At 59.5% G+C, this 13,914-nt stretch carries 13 protein-coding genes; 3 read left to right on the forward strand and 10 right to left on the reverse strand.

The window, feature by feature from the left end; translation table 11 throughout:
* Positions 1-6 precede the first annotated feature (6 nt).
* The 7 genes from aroB to PMI14_RS15195 form a co-directional block, all read right to left on the reverse strand.
* A complete protein-coding gene (gene aroB / locus PMI14_RS15175; RefSeq protein WP_007855780.1) occupies positions 7-1,158 on the reverse strand; it encodes a 3-dehydroquinate synthase in 1,152 nt (383 codons plus the stop codon).
* 171 nt (positions 1,159-1,329) lie between these two features.
* Positions 1,330-2,844 carry an Ig domain-containing protein gene (locus PMI14_RS34245; RefSeq protein WP_238541848.1) on the reverse strand — a complete coding sequence of 505 codons (1,515 nt, stop codon included), beginning with the start codon at positions 2,842-2,844 and terminating at the stop codon, positions 1,330-1,332.
* A 10-nt stretch (positions 2,845-2,854) separates the two neighbouring features.
* On the reverse strand, positions 2,855-4,996 hold the full coding sequence (gene pilQ / locus PMI14_RS15180; RefSeq protein WP_007855784.1) for a type IV pilus secretin PilQ: 2,142 nt from the start codon (positions 4,994-4,996) through the stop codon (positions 2,855-2,857).
* Positions 4,993-5,538, reverse strand: a complete 546-nt coding sequence (locus PMI14_RS34250; protein ID WP_081497334.1) for a pilus assembly protein PilP — start codon at positions 5,536-5,538, stop codon at positions 4,993-4,995. The genes pilQ and PMI14_RS34250 overlap by 4 nt, the downstream gene beginning before the upstream one ends.
* Positions 5,535-6,233 carry a type 4a pilus biogenesis protein PilO gene (locus tag PMI14_RS15185; protein WP_007855786.1) on the reverse strand — a complete coding sequence of 233 codons (699 nt, stop codon included), beginning with the start codon at positions 6,231-6,233 and terminating at the stop codon, positions 5,535-5,537. Before PMI14_RS15185 ends, PMI14_RS34250 begins: the two co-directional genes overlap by 4 nt.
* A gap of 3 nt (positions 6,234-6,236) precedes the next feature.
* On the reverse strand, positions 6,237-6,845 hold the full coding sequence (locus tag PMI14_RS15190; RefSeq protein WP_035203943.1) for a PilN domain-containing protein: 609 nt from the start codon (positions 6,843-6,845) through the stop codon (positions 6,237-6,239).
* Entirely contained in the window at positions 6,842-7,921 is a 1,080-nt protein-coding gene (locus tag PMI14_RS15195; RefSeq protein WP_007855788.1) for a pilus assembly protein PilM, read from the reverse strand. The genes PMI14_RS15190 and PMI14_RS15195 overlap by 4 nt, the downstream gene beginning before the upstream one ends.
* A gap of 265 nt (positions 7,922-8,186) precedes the next feature.
* Here PMI14_RS15195 and PMI14_RS15200 point away from each other — a divergent pair, with 265 nt between their 5' ends.
* Complete coding sequence (locus PMI14_RS15200) at positions 8,187-10,598, forward strand: penicillin-binding protein 1A (protein ID WP_007855794.1); 2,412 nt, start codon at positions 8,187-8,189, stop codon at positions 10,596-10,598.
* Between the two features lie 80 nt (positions 10,599-10,678).
* Here the strand turns inward: PMI14_RS15200 and cyaY are convergent, their stop codons facing one another.
* Positions 10,679-11,008, reverse strand: a complete 330-nt coding sequence (cyaY, locus tag PMI14_RS15205; RefSeq protein WP_007855795.1) for an iron donor protein CyaY — start codon at positions 11,006-11,008, stop codon at positions 10,679-10,681.
* A 12-nt stretch (positions 11,009-11,020) separates the two neighbouring features.
* Here cyaY and PMI14_RS34255 point away from each other — a divergent pair, with 12 nt between their 5' ends.
* Together PMI14_RS34255 and PMI14_RS15210 are read left to right on the forward strand one after the other, a co-directional pair.
* Positions 11,021-11,230, forward strand: coding sequence for a lipoprotein (locus PMI14_RS34255; protein WP_081497335.1), 210 nt, complete (start codon positions 11,021-11,023; stop codon positions 11,228-11,230).
* Positions 11,231-11,348: 118 nt separating this feature from the next.
* Positions 11,349-12,173, forward strand: a complete 825-nt coding sequence (locus PMI14_RS15210) for an MBL fold metallo-hydrolase (protein ID WP_007855796.1) — start codon at positions 11,349-11,351, stop codon at positions 12,171-12,173.
* A gap of 9 nt (positions 12,174-12,182) precedes the next feature.
* Here the strand turns inward: PMI14_RS15210 and PMI14_RS15215 are convergent, their stop codons facing one another.
* Both PMI14_RS15215 and msrP read right to left on the reverse strand, forming a co-directional pair.
* Positions 12,183-12,818 carry a sulfite oxidase heme-binding subunit YedZ gene (locus PMI14_RS15215; protein WP_007855801.1) on the reverse strand — a complete coding sequence of 212 codons (636 nt, stop codon included), beginning with the start codon at positions 12,816-12,818 and terminating at the stop codon, positions 12,183-12,185.
* Positions 12,819-12,852: 34 nt separating this feature from the next.
* Positions 12,853-13,857 (reverse strand): protein-methionine-sulfoxide reductase catalytic subunit MsrP, encoded by a 1,005-nt coding sequence (gene msrP, locus PMI14_RS15220; protein WP_007855802.1) that lies wholly within the window; start codon positions 13,855-13,857, stop codon positions 12,853-12,855.
* Positions 13,858-13,914: the final 57 nt, after the last annotated feature.

The raw sequence follows: 13,914 nt of genomic DNA on the forward strand, positions 1-13,914 counted from the left end.
CATGCGCTAAGCGCAGCAGGCATCGATCACTTCGCGCACCAATGCATCGGGCGCCGCACGGACGATGGCCTTGCCAGGGCCGTCGATCAGCACGAAGCGGATCTCGCCCGCCTCGGACTTCTTGTCGATGCGCATGAGCTCCAGGTAGCGGCCGGCATTGTCGGCTGCATCGATGACGGGCCCTTTTGTGGGCAGCCCCGCGCATTCGATCAAGGACACCAGGCGCCGCACGAAAGCATCGTCCACCAAGCCCAGACGGCGCGACAACTCGGCGGCCATCACCATCCCTGCCCCCACGCCTTCGCCATGCAGCCACACGCCGTAGCCCATGCCTGCTTCGATGGCATGGCCAAAGGTATGGCCGAAATTCAAAATGGCCCGCAGACCGCCTTCGCGCTCGTCCTGGCTCACCACCCAGGCCTTGATCTCACAGCTGCGCCGCACAGCATGGGCCAGCGCCCTCCGGTCACGGGCACGCAATGCGTCGACGGAGGATTCCAGCCAGTGCATGAACTCCATGTCGGCAATGGGGCCGTACTTGAGCACTTCCGCCAGCCCGGCGCTCATCTCGCGCGCGCTCAGGGTGTCGAGCGTGGCCAGGTCGCAAACCACCAGCCGGGGCTGGTAGAACGCGCCCACCATGTTCTTGCCCAGCGGGTGGTTGATGGCCGTCTTGCCCCCCACCGAGGAATCCACCTGGGCCAGCAGGGTCGTGGGAATTTGCACGAAGGGAACGCCGCGCATGTAGGTCGCGGCGGCAAAGCCGGTCATGTCGCCGATCACACCACCACCCAGCGCGAACAGCACGGCCTTGCGGTCGCAGCCATTTGTCAGCAGGGCGTCGAAGATCAGCTGCAGGGTTTCCCAGCCTTTGAACTCCTCGCCGTCCGGCAAGGTCACCGTGTGCACGACCGGGTAGCGCTTGCGCAGCGCTTCGATCACAGCAGCCCCGTACAGCGGGCCCACGGTGTCATTCGTGACGACCAAGGCCGACGAGCCATTGGGAAGCTCCAAGCCGTCTTGCAGGCAACCGAGAAGACCGGCGCCGATTTCAATGCCGTAGCTGCGATCGCCCAGATCGATGGCGACTCTGTGCGAGGCGATACCTGCAGAGGCTACGGGACGAGAAGCGGGGATCAGATCGACGGTTTCAGGCATAGGCCCGTAGTTTACGCAGAATGCCACCGCGACTGCAGACCACTCACCGACGAGAAAACCTGCAAGGCCCCCCCAAAAAAGAAAAACCCCGTGGGCTCAGGCCCACGGGGTTTTTACTCTAGCAGCGGGGGCCCGACAGATCCAAGAGATCTGAACCAACCGCCGACCCTATTAAGGGCAAGCCGCCGTATTGGCACCGATCTGCACAGACACCTGCTGGGTCACGGTAACCGTACCGCGGGTCGCTGTCACCAGGAACCTGGCATTGCACGAAGCAGTGGGGGTGCCGCTGATCACGCCGCTGTTACCCGTGCTGCCCCCTCTCAAACCTGCAGGCAGAGGAGTAGGCGCATAGGTCCAAACGACAGGTTGCGTCGTATTTCCGCCCGACACCGACAGACTGTAGAGATAAGACTCACCCACATTTCCTGCTGGCAGCGCGCAAGCGGCGCTGCCGTTGCTGACGCACCCGTTCAGCGTGAGGGGATTGGTCACCACGGGTCCCGTTGACGCAGTCACGTTGAAAATCACGTTGCCATTCACCTTGGCACCCAGGGCATCTACCACCGTGAGAATCCCGTTGTAAGCCCCGTCAGGACCTTGTGGCACGCCACTGACGATACCGTCAGGGCTGATGCTCAGGCCACCTGGCAGAGCAGTAGCAGACCATGTGTATGGACCCACCCCGCCCTGAACAGTGAACACCCCTGCATATGGCAAACCAACGGTTGCACTGGCTGTAGCTGGCAACAGGCTCAACGGCGCTGCAGCAACATTGTCAACAACGGGTACCGCATGAAGAGCTGTCACCGGATCCTGAATGCCATTGGTGACATCATTGTCAAACCGGTCAGTGACGTACTCCAGCACGATGGAGCCGTTATTGGGACCACTTGACAGCGAGAACAGCCCCACGCCGCCAATTGTACGGACTTGCAACACGCTGCCCGATTGGTTCCCTTGCAGCAAACGTGCACCCACTGCCGCGGTGCCAATCGACCGGATACTGACCTGCAAATTGGGAGCAGATGGTTCTGGAATAGGCTGATTTGCATCGTCCATGACAAAGGCTTGCACACCGATGTTGTTACGGTAAGGGGGTCGTGCAGTGGTATCTCTCGAAGCCAAGACAAACGGAGCTTCAGCCCTACCGATTACGCTGGCAACTTTGCCAGTCGCTGCGCCCACCCGGATATCAACACTTGCGCTATAAACCTTCCCATCACGGGGATCGGTAACTGAGCACACGATGCGTGCCGTGCCCGCTTGGTTGGCTGCATGAAAATGGAAGGATGCGCCACCAGAGTTCGCACCGAGAACGATGGACCGGAATGCCGCCGGAGTACCATCTTCATTCTCATGCTCTTCATCACCATCAATATAGTACAAAGCGCCGGAATCTAGGCCCTGAACAATATTGCAGGCAAAAATCTCTTCCCCCCCCGGGATGGGGTTAGAACCGACTCGCGCATCGACATACAAAGTCGTAGTGTAAGGGGCGAAAGCGCCTATGCTTGCCGGTTGATTCGCTATGTTGATTGGCAGCTGCGACTTCGCGGTGCTCAGCGTAATACGGTATTGCAGCGCCGATTCACCACCACTCCCACCGCCCCCACCACATGCTGCCAGCAATGCGGCGGAAGCGAGGAGAAGACTCTTCCATAATTTTTTCATTTTCTTTCCCATTTCAAAAAACTTAACGGAATGCCGAGCGATCTGTAATAACCTTAGGCGTAATAAAAATCAGCATTTCCTGCTTGTTGGCCGATTTTGTACGGGTTTTAAATAAGTTCCCAACACCTGGTATATCGCCAAGAAGTGGAACTTTGGTCTCCGAATTGTCTTCAAACAGTTCAAAAATACCACCAATTACCACAGTTCCGCCATTCTCAACCAGCACTTGGGTCTTGATGTGCTTTGTATTAATCGCGCGAACGTTGTTCAGCACCTCGCCAGGGCTATCTTTGTTGACATCTAGGTCAAGAATGATGTTGCCTTCGGGAGTGATCTGAGGAAGTACTTCCAACTTCAAGACAGCCTTCTTGAAGGCAATCACCGTACCGCCATTAGGCGCAGTCACCGGATAAGGAAATTCTGTACCCTGTTCAATAGATGCCTTCGTTTGATCGGCCGTCACAACCCTCGGGCTGGAGACGATCTTACCTTTCCCATCGGCCTCCAAAGCAGAGATCTCCAAATTCAAAAACCGGTTGGCTGCTGAGTTGAAAATGGAAATTGCGAAACTGGACGGATCGTAGCCTCCAATAGCAGTCGCTGGCAGATTGACAAAGTTACCATTTGTATTCACAGCCCCACCAGCCGACGTTGACGCCACGGCATTGCTGTAATTGGTTCCAAAGCCAATCCGATTGCCACTGGTCCCTAATGAGTAGCCACCATCTCCCCCCCGCGAAGCACGAAGGTCGGTCGCGCCCAGCCGCACACCAAGGGAACGCCCGAAGGTATCGGAAGCTTCCACGATCCGCGCTTCAATCATCACCTGCCGAACTGCAACGTCCAAAGTAGAGAGAAGCTGACGTACTTCTTCCAGTTTGTTTGCGGTATCAGTAACAAACAACTGATTGGTGCGAGGCTCTGCAATGGCACTCCCACGCTCACTCAAGAACCGATTAGTAGTGCCACCGCCACTCCCCCCCGAACTGGCTGACAGTTGCGTCACCATATCCACGGCCTTGGCGTAATTCATTTGAAAGGCTTGGGTCCGCAAAGGCTCCAGCTTTTGGATAGCCATTGCAGCTTCAAAATCCTTCTTGGTTCTGTCATCGATTTCGTCTTTGGGCGCGATCCACAGAACGGAGCCATTCTTCCGCATACCGAGGCCCTTGGCATCCATGATGATTTGCAGTGCCTGATCCCAGGGGACATCCTTCAAACGAAGCGTCAACGCGCCGGTCACAGTGTCAGATGTCACGATATTGAAGTTGGTGAAATCAGCGATCACCTGCAGCAGTGAGCGAACCTCGATGTTCTGAAAGTTGAGCGACAGCTTTTCACCGCTGTAACCAGGACCTTGCGTCAACTTCGTCAAGTCCACCTTTTTTTGGCGCACTTCCACCACGAACTGATTGTCGCTCTGGTATGCGCTATGCTCCCACTCGCCTACAGGCTCAATCACCATGCGCACCCGCTCGCCTTGCTGGGTCGTCGATATGATCTGCACAGGCGTGCCAAAGTCAGTGACATCCAGACGGCGACGCAAACCCTCAGACAGGGAGGATTTCAAAAAATCCACCGTCAACCCTTTGCCAATGGGTCGCAGGTCTACGCCCACCTGATTATTTGGCAAGGTCACAACCACCCTGCCAGCCCCATCGGCCCCACGTCGGAAATCAACGTCCTTGATGGCCATCACTTCCGTATTCGCATTGTCTGCAAAGCTCACCGGCTGCGAGGTGGTCGCGATCACAGGGGCCGCAGTGGTATCCAGATACACCAGAACCGACTTCCCCTGAAGCTCTGTACGATAAGAAGCCGCTTGCTTCAGGTTCAGCACCACCCGCGATCGCCCGGGGGCCTGGACCAAATTGGCTGAGCGGATGTTTCCCTGATTAATCTGAACGGCCGATTTTCCCAAGGCACTGGTCGTGTCAGGAAAATCCAAGGCAATTCGCGCAGGAGACTGCGTCACGAAGCCGGTCGGTAGTGCCGACACAGGTTCGGAAAAATCAATCCGCACAATCTCAACGCCGCCTTGCATGGCACCGGAGATATTTTCAATGGAACCCTGCGCCCATGCCAGCGAAGTTGCGGCAACCGATGTCGCAAGAAGTACACCGCGATTGAGAAATCGCATCATCCCGAAACTTTTCTGCTTCATTTTTTTACCCCTTCTTGCAACTCAAGCGACGTTACCCGTTCAATCCAGTCTCCCGTCGCATCCTGCACAATTTCGCGCAGTTGAATAGCTGTTTCATTAATTGACGTGATGCGCCCATAGCTCTGCCCAAGATACTGACCCACCGTAACTTGGTACAGCAGTTTGTCAGCCGTGACCAAAGCTGCGGGTTGCCCCTTCCTCTGCAAGCTACCGACCATCTTGATGGTATCCAATGGATAGGCTTCCAAAGGCTCTTTGCGGCGCGCCATTTCCGGTGCGATCAGCGCGGCATTGGACGCGAGTTGCGCGGAATCTCGGCGTAGGGCCTGCGTTAATTTAAGCGGATTGAATGGTTCCAACTGCGCATCCGCAGTGTATGCCTCTGGCTTGAATTGCTTGGGCTCGGTAAGTGGCGTAACCCGTGGCCGTGCCTGGGCACGCTCCTCGCCGATCCACTGCCGCACTTCATCCTCACCAGAACCCATACAGCCGCCGAGCAACACTGCACAGCAAAGCGCCAAAATGCATTTATGAATTCTCATTTTGCAGCTCCCTTCGCTGCTGTTTTACGCTGAGCTTGAATTTCCTCAGTATCTAGATAGCGAAAGGTTCGTGCCGTCGCATCCATGGTGAGGACTCCGTTGGCAATATCGCGCTCCTTATCCTTTCCCTGAGGGGCAGCAATCGCCACGTCATTCAACGTAACAATGCGCGACAAATGCGCGATATCAGAAGCGAATGCCCCCATGTCGTGATAGCGCCCCGTCACCCGAACCGAGATGGGCAACTCTGCATAGTACTCGCGCACAACAACTTGCCCCGGCCGGAAAAGCTCAAATTGCAGACTGCGTCCTAATCCAGATTGGTTGATGTCAGAGAGAAGCGCAGCCATTTCCGCTTTACTAGGCAGTTGCTTTTCCAACTGAATAACATATTGTTGAATCTGCTCGCGCTGCTTTTTCAAGGCATCCAGACTCACTGCTTTTTGCAGCTTCTTCTTGTAATCCTCACGAAGTGTCAACTCCGTGGTTTTTTCCGTTTGCAGCTCCACCTCATAATCCGTCAGTTTGACAAACCACAAAGCAGCCACCACCGCCACAACAATGAACAGACACAGAATGTACCGAGGTAGGGGCGGCCACAAGGATGGGTCCTTGGTATCCAGATTGGTGAACTGGCGCTGCAGGTTCGCAAATTGCTCAGACACGTCGACTTTTTGAACTTTTTTCGTTGCCATGGGTCAGCCTTTAGCAGAGCTTGCCGCTGTTTCCATTGCCTTGCGGGCTTCGCTGGATTTCACCAATTGGAAGCGAAGGTTGAATGACGCCACGCGCCGACTGTCCCGCGGGCTCAGCGCCACGTTGCTGGCCACGATCTCCACCAGTTCAGGCTTGGACAACCAAGGCGTGTTGTTGGACAGGTTGCGCAGCATTTCCGAGATGCGTTCATTGGACTGCGCAACCCCTTTGATTTCAATCGACTGATTGGTCTGCTTCAAACTGGTCACGTACACACCGTCAGGCAGTTGCTTGACCAACTCCGTCAACAAGTGAACCGGCAGATTGCGGTCCGCCTGCAGGTCTTCTACCGATTTCTGGCGTGCGCGCAGTGCAGCGATTTCCTCTTCGATATTCGCAATTTCCTTGATCTGACCTTCAAGCACTTGAATTTCAGCCTTGAGGACCCCATTCCTGGCTTGCTGGTCTGCGATCAGCGTTTGCAAGACCCAGTAGATGAGGCCGGCAATCAGCAGGCCGACAATGGCAGAGGCCACCATCGTCGCCTGAAATCCTTCGCGGCGGCGTTTTCTGGCGGCTTCCCGGTGGGGAAGTAAGTTAATCAAGATCACTGCAGAAACCTCCGCATGGCAAGGCCGCACGATGTCAGGTAGGAAGGCGCTTCGCGCACCATCTTCTTGAGCCGCACCGAGTTGCCAATTTCCATGCCGTCAAAGGGATTGGCCAGGCTGCAGGCAAAGCCTGTCTGCTGGGTGACTGCTTCCGTCAACCCTGGCAGCGGGGCCGAACCGCCCGCCAGGACGATGTGATCGATGCGGTTATGGGGCGTGCTGGTAAAGAAGAATTGCAGCGCCCGTCCGATTTCCTGGGCCATGTTGTCCACAAAAGGACGCAGCACCGCCGCCTGGTAATCCTCGGGCAGATCGCCACTGCGCTTCTTGTTCTCGGCCTCTTCCACCGAGAAACCATACTGCCGAACAATCAGCTGGGTCAGCTGCGCGCCACCAAATGCCTGGTCGCGGTCATAGACCACTTCCTCATTGCGGATGACCTGCATACTGGTGGTCACGGCGCCCACCTCGAACAATGCCACCAGGGCATCTACACCCTTGTTGGGCAATGCCTCGATCAAACGGCCTGCGGCGAGGCGCGAGGCATTGGACTCAATATCCACCACCACCGGCTTCAGACCGGCAGCTTCTGCGAGGCCCTGGCGGTCCTGCACCTTTTCCTTGCGGGATGCGGCAATCAACACTTCCACATCACCCGGGGAACTCTTGCTGGGGCCTATGACACAAAAGTCCAGACTCACCTCGTCCAGAGAGAAAGGAATGTACTGATTTGCTTCAGACTCGACCTGGACTTCGAGCTCCTGCTCGGTCATGCCGCCGGGCAAGGTGATCTTTTTGGTGATCACCGCGGAAGGCGGCAAAGCCAGCGCCACATTTTTGGTGCGGGTGCCGCTTTTCTTGACGAGGCGACGCAGGGCTTCCGCCACTTCGTCGAACTTTTCGATATTGCCATCGGTGATCCAGCCGCGTTCCAGCGGCTCGATGGCGCAGCGCTCAAGGACCAGGCCTCCCGCCTTGTCCCGCCCCAACTCGACCAACTTGACGCTGGATGAGCTGATGTCGATACCCAGCAGAGGCGCAGCCTGGCGACTGAACAAAGATCCCGTTGAGATCAAGATTGGTCCCCTGTAACTTGTCAAAATGACGCAACAAAACTTAACACTTCACATGAATGCTATCAGTAAGGTAGTTCACCGGCAAAGAATTTTCCCCATCTGAACCGTTCAGAGCGTTGCCAAAACCACACGATCGGTTGGGCAGGCTCGGCGCAATTGCAAGACCGTAAAGCGGCCGCCGAGACCGTTGGTCGGAGCCTTGGGGCCGTTTCCACTGAAAGAGGCCCGAGATTTTTATAATGGCGTCTCCACCAATCGGAGCGATATGCCGCCGCCCTCTTCTCCACAGCAAAAGCCAACCGACTCTTCGACGACCGCTTCCGCGCCTTCCCGCCCCACCTGGCTTCGCTGGCTGCTTCGCTTCGTACTCTGGACCACGGGCCTTGCGGTTGCGGGTGCGCTTGGCCTGCTGCTGACCATTGCCGTGGCACTGGCGGTGGCCTATCCCAACCTGCCGGACATCTCGGATCTGGCGGACTACCGCCCCAAGCTGCCTCTGCGGGTCTATTCCTCCGAGGGAGCACTGTTGGGTGAATTCGGTGAAGAGCGGCGCAACCTCACCCCGATCCAGGAGATCCCTAAGGTCATGAAGGACGCCGTACTGGCCATCGAGGACTCGCGCTTCTTCCAGCATGGCGGTGTGGACTACAAGGGCGTGGTCCGCGCCGGCCTGGCCAATCTCGGCCGCGTCAAAAGCCAGGGGGCTTCCACTATCACAATGCAGGTGGCGCGCAATGTTTATCTCTCCTCGGAGAAAACATTTACTCGCAAAATTTACGAAATATTACTGACATTCAAACTGGAGCATATGCTGACCAAGGACCAGATCCTTGAGATTTACATGAACCAGATTTACCTGGGAAACCGTGCCTACGGATTTTCTGCGGCTGCAGAGGCTTACTTTGGCAAGCCCCTCAAATCCATTTCGATTGCCGAGGCGGCTATGCTCGCCGGCCTGCCCAAGGCGCCTTCTGCCTACAACCCCATCAGCAACCCCAAGCGGGCCCGCTCGCGCCAGCTCTACATCATCGAGCGCATGGAAGAGAACGGCTTCATCACTGCCCAGGAAGCCGCCGCCGCCAAGAAGGAAGACCTCAAGATCCGCAGCGGCCCGGACAACACGCGCATCCATGCCGAATACGTGGCCGAGATGGCGCGCCAGCTCATCTTCACGCAGTATGGCAACGAGGCCTACACCCGCGGCCTGAACGTGTACACCACCCTGAACGCAGGGGAGCAGGAGGCGGCCTACACCGCACTGCGCCGCGGCATCATGGACTATGAGCGCCGCCAGCAGTACCGAGGCCCCGAAAAGTTCGTGGTGCTGCCCACGGCCGCCCAGGAAGTCGAAGACGCCGTCGACGATGCTCTGGCCAACCACCCCGACAACGGCGACGTGATGGCGGCCGTGGTGCTTGAAGCCGGCCCCCGCAAGATCGTTGCCGCCCGTGCCAATGGCGACAACCTCGAGATATCGGGCGATGGCCTCAAGCCCGCGCAGTCCGGCCTGAGCGACAAGGCACCGCCCAACATCAAGATCCGCCGGGGCGCCGTGATCCGCGTGGTCAAGACCCCCAAGGGCGCCTGGGAGATCACCCAGCTGCCCGAGGTCGAAGGCGCCTTCGTGGCCCTCGACCCGCGCAGCGGCTCCATCCGCGCCCTGGTCGGTGGTTTCGACTTCGACAAAAACAAGTTCAACCACGCGGCGCAGGCCTGGCGCCAGCCGGGCTCCAGTTTCAAGCCGTTCATTTATTCGGCGGCCCTGGAGAAGGGGTTCACGCCCGCTACGGTGGTCAACGACGCTCCGCTGTTCTTCGATGCCGGCACCACCGGCGGCCAACCCTGGGAGCCCAAGAACTACGACGGCAAGTACGACGGCCCCATGACGCTGCGCACGGGCCTGGCGAAGTCCAAGAACATGATCTCCATCCGCATCTTGCAGGCCGTCGGCCCCAAGACTGCGCAGGAATGGGTGTCGCGCTTCGGCTTCGATGCGGAAAAACACCCCGCCTACCTGACCATGGCGCTGGGAGCGGGCTCGGTCACGCCGCTGCAGATGGCCTCGGCCTACGCAGTGTTCGCCAATGGCGGATACCGCGTGAACCCCTGGCTGATCGCCAAGGTCACCGACCACAAGGGCCGCGTGATCTCCGAAGTCACGCCGCCCGCAGTGTCCGAGCTGCCGCGCGCCATCGACGCGCGCAATGCCTTCGTGATGAACAGCCTGCTGCAGGAAGTCACCCGCTCCGGCACCGCCGCACGCGCCCAGGGCACCCTGAAGCGTTCGGACATCGGCGGCAAGACCGGCACCACCAATGATTCGGTGGATGCCTGGTTCGCAGGCTACCAGTCGACCATCGCCGCGGTGACCTGGATCGGCTACGACACGCCGCGCAACCTGGGCAGCCGCGAAACCGGTGGCGGCCTCAGCCTGCCGGTGTGGATCAGCTTCATGGAGCGCGCGCTCAAGGGCGTCCCCGTGACCGAGCAGGTCGTTCCTCCCGGCGTGGTCAACGTGGGCGGAGAATGGTTCTACGAGGAATATGCACGCAACGCAGGCATTGCCAGCGTCGGGCTGGAGGAGCAGCAGCGCACCACCGGCGGTCCCGATGTGGCACCGCATGCGCCGCCGCCCACGGAAGAGCGCAACCGAATCCTCGATCTGTTCCGCAACTGATAGCCAGGGTCTGAAGCAAGGGCCGCCGTGTACGGCCCTTGTTCTTTTTCGCTGCCCGTTCTTTCAGCGCTGCCGGCGTGTCAGGCGGAAAAGACCAGCGGCAGTCCCGACTGCGTGCGCGCGTCCTCGGTCAGCCGGGCAAAGAACTCACCGCTCCCCTTGGTGTCCTGCCACACCGCACCATCGAACTTGTAGTGGTAGCCACCGGACTTGGCGGCCATCCACACCTCGTGCAGCGGCTTTTGCAGGTTGATGACGATCTGGCTTCGGTTCGCAAAGCTCAGCGTGATCATGCCGCCCGAGCGCTGGTTGTCGATGTCGGCGTCGGTCGTGTCATTGAGTTCATCGCAACTGCGCTCGACAGCCGCCAGCAGTTTCTCGGCGTGGTCCTGGAATTCAAGGTCAGTCATTACAATTTGCGCATGTTGAAAGCATCCCAAATTCTAGTCAGGACGCTTGTCCTTGCTGCCAGTGCGGCGGCCATCGCCGGTTGTGGCCAGCGCGGGCCGCTGTACCTGCCCTCCGGCCCCGCCGCTGCACAACGCGCCACCCTGCCCGAAACGCTCACGCCGGGCGCCACTCCCTCGACGGCCACGTCAGCACCCCAGGCACCCGCTTCCACCGCGCGCTGATCCCATCTCAGGGAACCGGGTGTCCCTGGACCCCTGATTGCCCATGGCTTGATTTCCATCAAGCCGCTTGGCCATGCCCCGTCCTACAGTCGGTTTTTCACTGCACTGCAGCATTGCCATGGCCATCGAACTGTACCGAGACAAGAACCACGCCTGCCTGATGTTCACCGACCTCATCGAGGAGGATGGCCAGGCCGTGCAGGCCAACCAGTTCCTGATCGTCGACGACGGCACCGGGGCCATCATCGATCCGGGCGGCAACCTCGCGTTCAACGAGCTGTTCATCGGCATGACCAAGCACTTTGCGCCGCACAAGCTGTCCTACCTGATTGCCTCGCACGCCGACCCGGACATCATTGCCTCGCTGGATCGCTGGATGACCAGCACCAAGGCCTCGCTCGTGATCTCGCGCGTCTGGGAGCGCTTTGCGCCCCACTTCACCAAGGTCGGCAAGACCGAGAACCGCGTGATCGGCGTGCCCGACAGTGGTGGCCACCTGCCCCTGGGCCGCAACGAACTGGTGCTGCTGCCGGCCCACTTCCTGCACTCGGAAGGCAACTTCCACTTCTACGACCCGGTGAGCCGCATCCTGTTCACAGGCGACCTGGCGGTGTCAATGACATCGGGGGCGGAAGCCAGCGTTCCCGTCACCGACCTGGCCGCGCACATTCCGCGCATGGAGGGCTTCCATCGCCGCTACATGGTGTCCAACAAGATCCTGCGCCTGTGGGTGCGCATGGTGCGGCAACTGGACATTTCCATGTTGGTACCGCAGCATGGCGCGCCCATCCTGGGCAAGCAGGCCATCAACGACTTCTTCGACTGGGTGGAGAACCTCATGTGCGGCATCGACCTCTTCGACGACCGCGCCTACCAGATCCCCACTGCGCACATCGACCCCGTCACCCGCCAGATGCGCCCTGCCCTGCGGGCCGTGGGCTGACACGCAAATTCAGCGGGACGCCGCGGCAGCGGTACCGGCCTTCACCGACCGCCGGCGCGCGGCCTGCCACACGCGCCAGCCCAGCAGCATCGCGAGAATGGCCGCATACACCGCCACCTCGCCAAAATCGTTCTTGCCCGCACGCATCCAGAAGAAGTGCAACACCGCCAGACCCGCCACGGCATACACCGTGCGGTGCAGCGCCTGCCAGCGCTTGGCACCCAGCGCCCGGATGGCACGGTTGAACGAGGTGGCCGCCATCAGCACGAGCAGCACGAAGGCGGCAAACCCGACGAGGATGAACGGCCGTTTGGCAATGTCCACGGCGATGTCCGACACCTCGAAGCCCATGTCGAACCAGCTGTAGCACAGCAGGTGCAGTAGAGCGTAAAAGAAGACAAAGAGCCCCAACATGCGCCGAAAGCGCGCCATCTGCGGGGTGGAGGTCAACACCCGCAGCGGCGTCACCGCCAGCACCAGGCACAGGGCACGCAGTGTCCAGTCCCCGGTGGAGCGGATCAGGGCTTCGGCGGGGTTGGCTCCAAGCTGGTTGGAGACGGCCGCATAGACCAGCCAGGCCAGCGGCAGCAGGCACAGCGTGAATACCAATGGCTTGGCCAGAGGATGAAGCAGCAGCTTTCGCATGGCAATGACCACAGGAACCACCGTGCGCGGCCGGTCAGTAGAACTTCTTGAGGTCCATGCCTGCGTACAGCTGGCCGACCTGGGCCTCGTAGCCATTGAACATCAGCGTCTTGCGCTTTTTGGCGAACAGGCCGTCCTCGCCGATGCGCCGCTCGGTCGCCTGGCTCCAGCGCGGATGGTCCACGTTGGGATTCACGTTGGAATAGAAGCCGTACTCCTGCTGCGCCGCCTTGTTCCAGGCCGTGCCCGGCTCCTTGTCGGTGAAGCGGATCTTGACGATGCTCTTGGCGCTCTTGAAGCCGTACTTCCACGGCACCACCAGGCGCACCGGTGCGCCGTTCTGGTTGGGCAGCACCTCGCCATACATGCCAAAGGCCAGCAGGGTCAGCGGGTGCATGGCCTCGTCCATGCGCAGGCCTTCAACATAGGGCCAATCGAGAACGCGTGAGCCCACGAAAGGCATGGTGGCCTTGTCCGCCAGCGTCACGAACTCCACGTACTTGGCACTGCCCTGCGGCTCCACGCGCTTGATGAGCTCAGCCAGCGAGTAACCCACCCACGGGATCACCATCGACCAGCCCTCCACACAGCGCAGGCGGTAGATGCGCTCTTCCTGCGCGCTGAGCTTGAGCAGGTCCTCGATGCCGTACTTGCCCGGCTTTTTCACCAGGCCCTCGATCTCCACCGTCCAGGGAGATGTCTTGAGCGTGTGTGCATTGCGCGCCGGATCGGCCTTGTCGGTCCCGAACTCGTAGAAGTTGTTGTAGGTGCTGGCGTCCTTGTAGTCGGTCAGCTTTTCCATGGACACGGCCCCCGCCACGGACGACTTGGCGCCCGCCAGCGCCGCCAGCTTGCCCGGCCGGCCGGGCGCAGCCGCCTGCGCCAGGGCCTCGCGCCCAGCCCAGGCGGCCATGGCAGCCCCCGCTGCGCCACCGGCCATCAGGCGCAGCATGTCGCGGCGCCCTTCGTAAGCCGCACGGGGTGTGATCTCGGAAGAATGCGGGTGGTTGAAACCCGGGTTGCGGGAATGGAAGGGCATGGGGGCTCCGGTCAGGCAGTGGTGGTTTCGGCTACGGGTAGAGCCATTCCACCCCTA

Origin of the sequence: Acidovorax sp. CF316 (genome assembly GCF_000276605.1) — a bacterium.
In the GTDB taxonomy this organism is placed as follows: Bacteria; Pseudomonadota; Gammaproteobacteria; order Burkholderiales; family Burkholderiaceae_C; genus Acidovorax.

Bases quoted from the DNA above. Each gene is read 5' to 3' on its own strand.
- PMI14_RS15215 (WP_007855801.1), bottom strand. From the start codon at position 12,818: ATGCGAAAGCTGCTGCTTCATCCTCTGGCCAAGCCATTGGTATTCACG.
- PMI14_RS15185 (WP_007855786.1), bottom strand. From the start codon at position 6,233: ATGGCAACGAAAAAAGTTCAAAAAGTCGACGTGTCTGAGCAATTTGCG.
- PMI14_RS34255 (WP_081497335.1), top strand. From the start codon at position 11,021: ATGTTGAAAGCATCCCAAATTCTAGTCAGGACGCTTGTCCTTGCTGCC.
- PMI14_RS34250 (WP_081497334.1), bottom strand. From the start codon at position 5,538: ATGAGAATTCATAAATGCATTTTGGCGCTTTGCTGTGCAGTGTTGCTC.
- PMI14_RS34245 (WP_238541848.1), bottom strand. From the start codon at position 2,844: ATGGGAAAGAAAATGAAAAAATTATGGAAGAGTCTTCTCCTCGCTTCC.
- aroB (WP_007855780.1), bottom strand. From the start codon at position 1,158: ATGCCTGAAACCGTCGATCTGATCCCCGCTTCTCGTCCCGTAGCCTCT.
- PMI14_RS15200 (WP_007855794.1), top strand. From the start codon at position 8,187: ATGCCGCCGCCCTCTTCTCCACAGCAAAAGCCAACCGACTCTTCGACG.
- cyaY (WP_007855795.1), bottom strand. From the start codon at position 11,008: ATGACTGACCTTGAATTCCAGGACCACGCCGAGAAACTGCTGGCGGCT.
- pilQ (WP_007855784.1), bottom strand. From the start codon at position 4,996: ATGAAGCAGAAAAGTTTCGGGATGATGCGATTTCTCAATCGCGGTGTA.
- msrP (WP_007855802.1), bottom strand. From the start codon at position 13,857: ATGCCCTTCCATTCCCGCAACCCGGGTTTCAACCACCCGCATTCTTCC.
- PMI14_RS15210 (WP_007855796.1), top strand. From the start codon at position 11,349: ATGGCCATCGAACTGTACCGAGACAAGAACCACGCCTGCCTGATGTTC.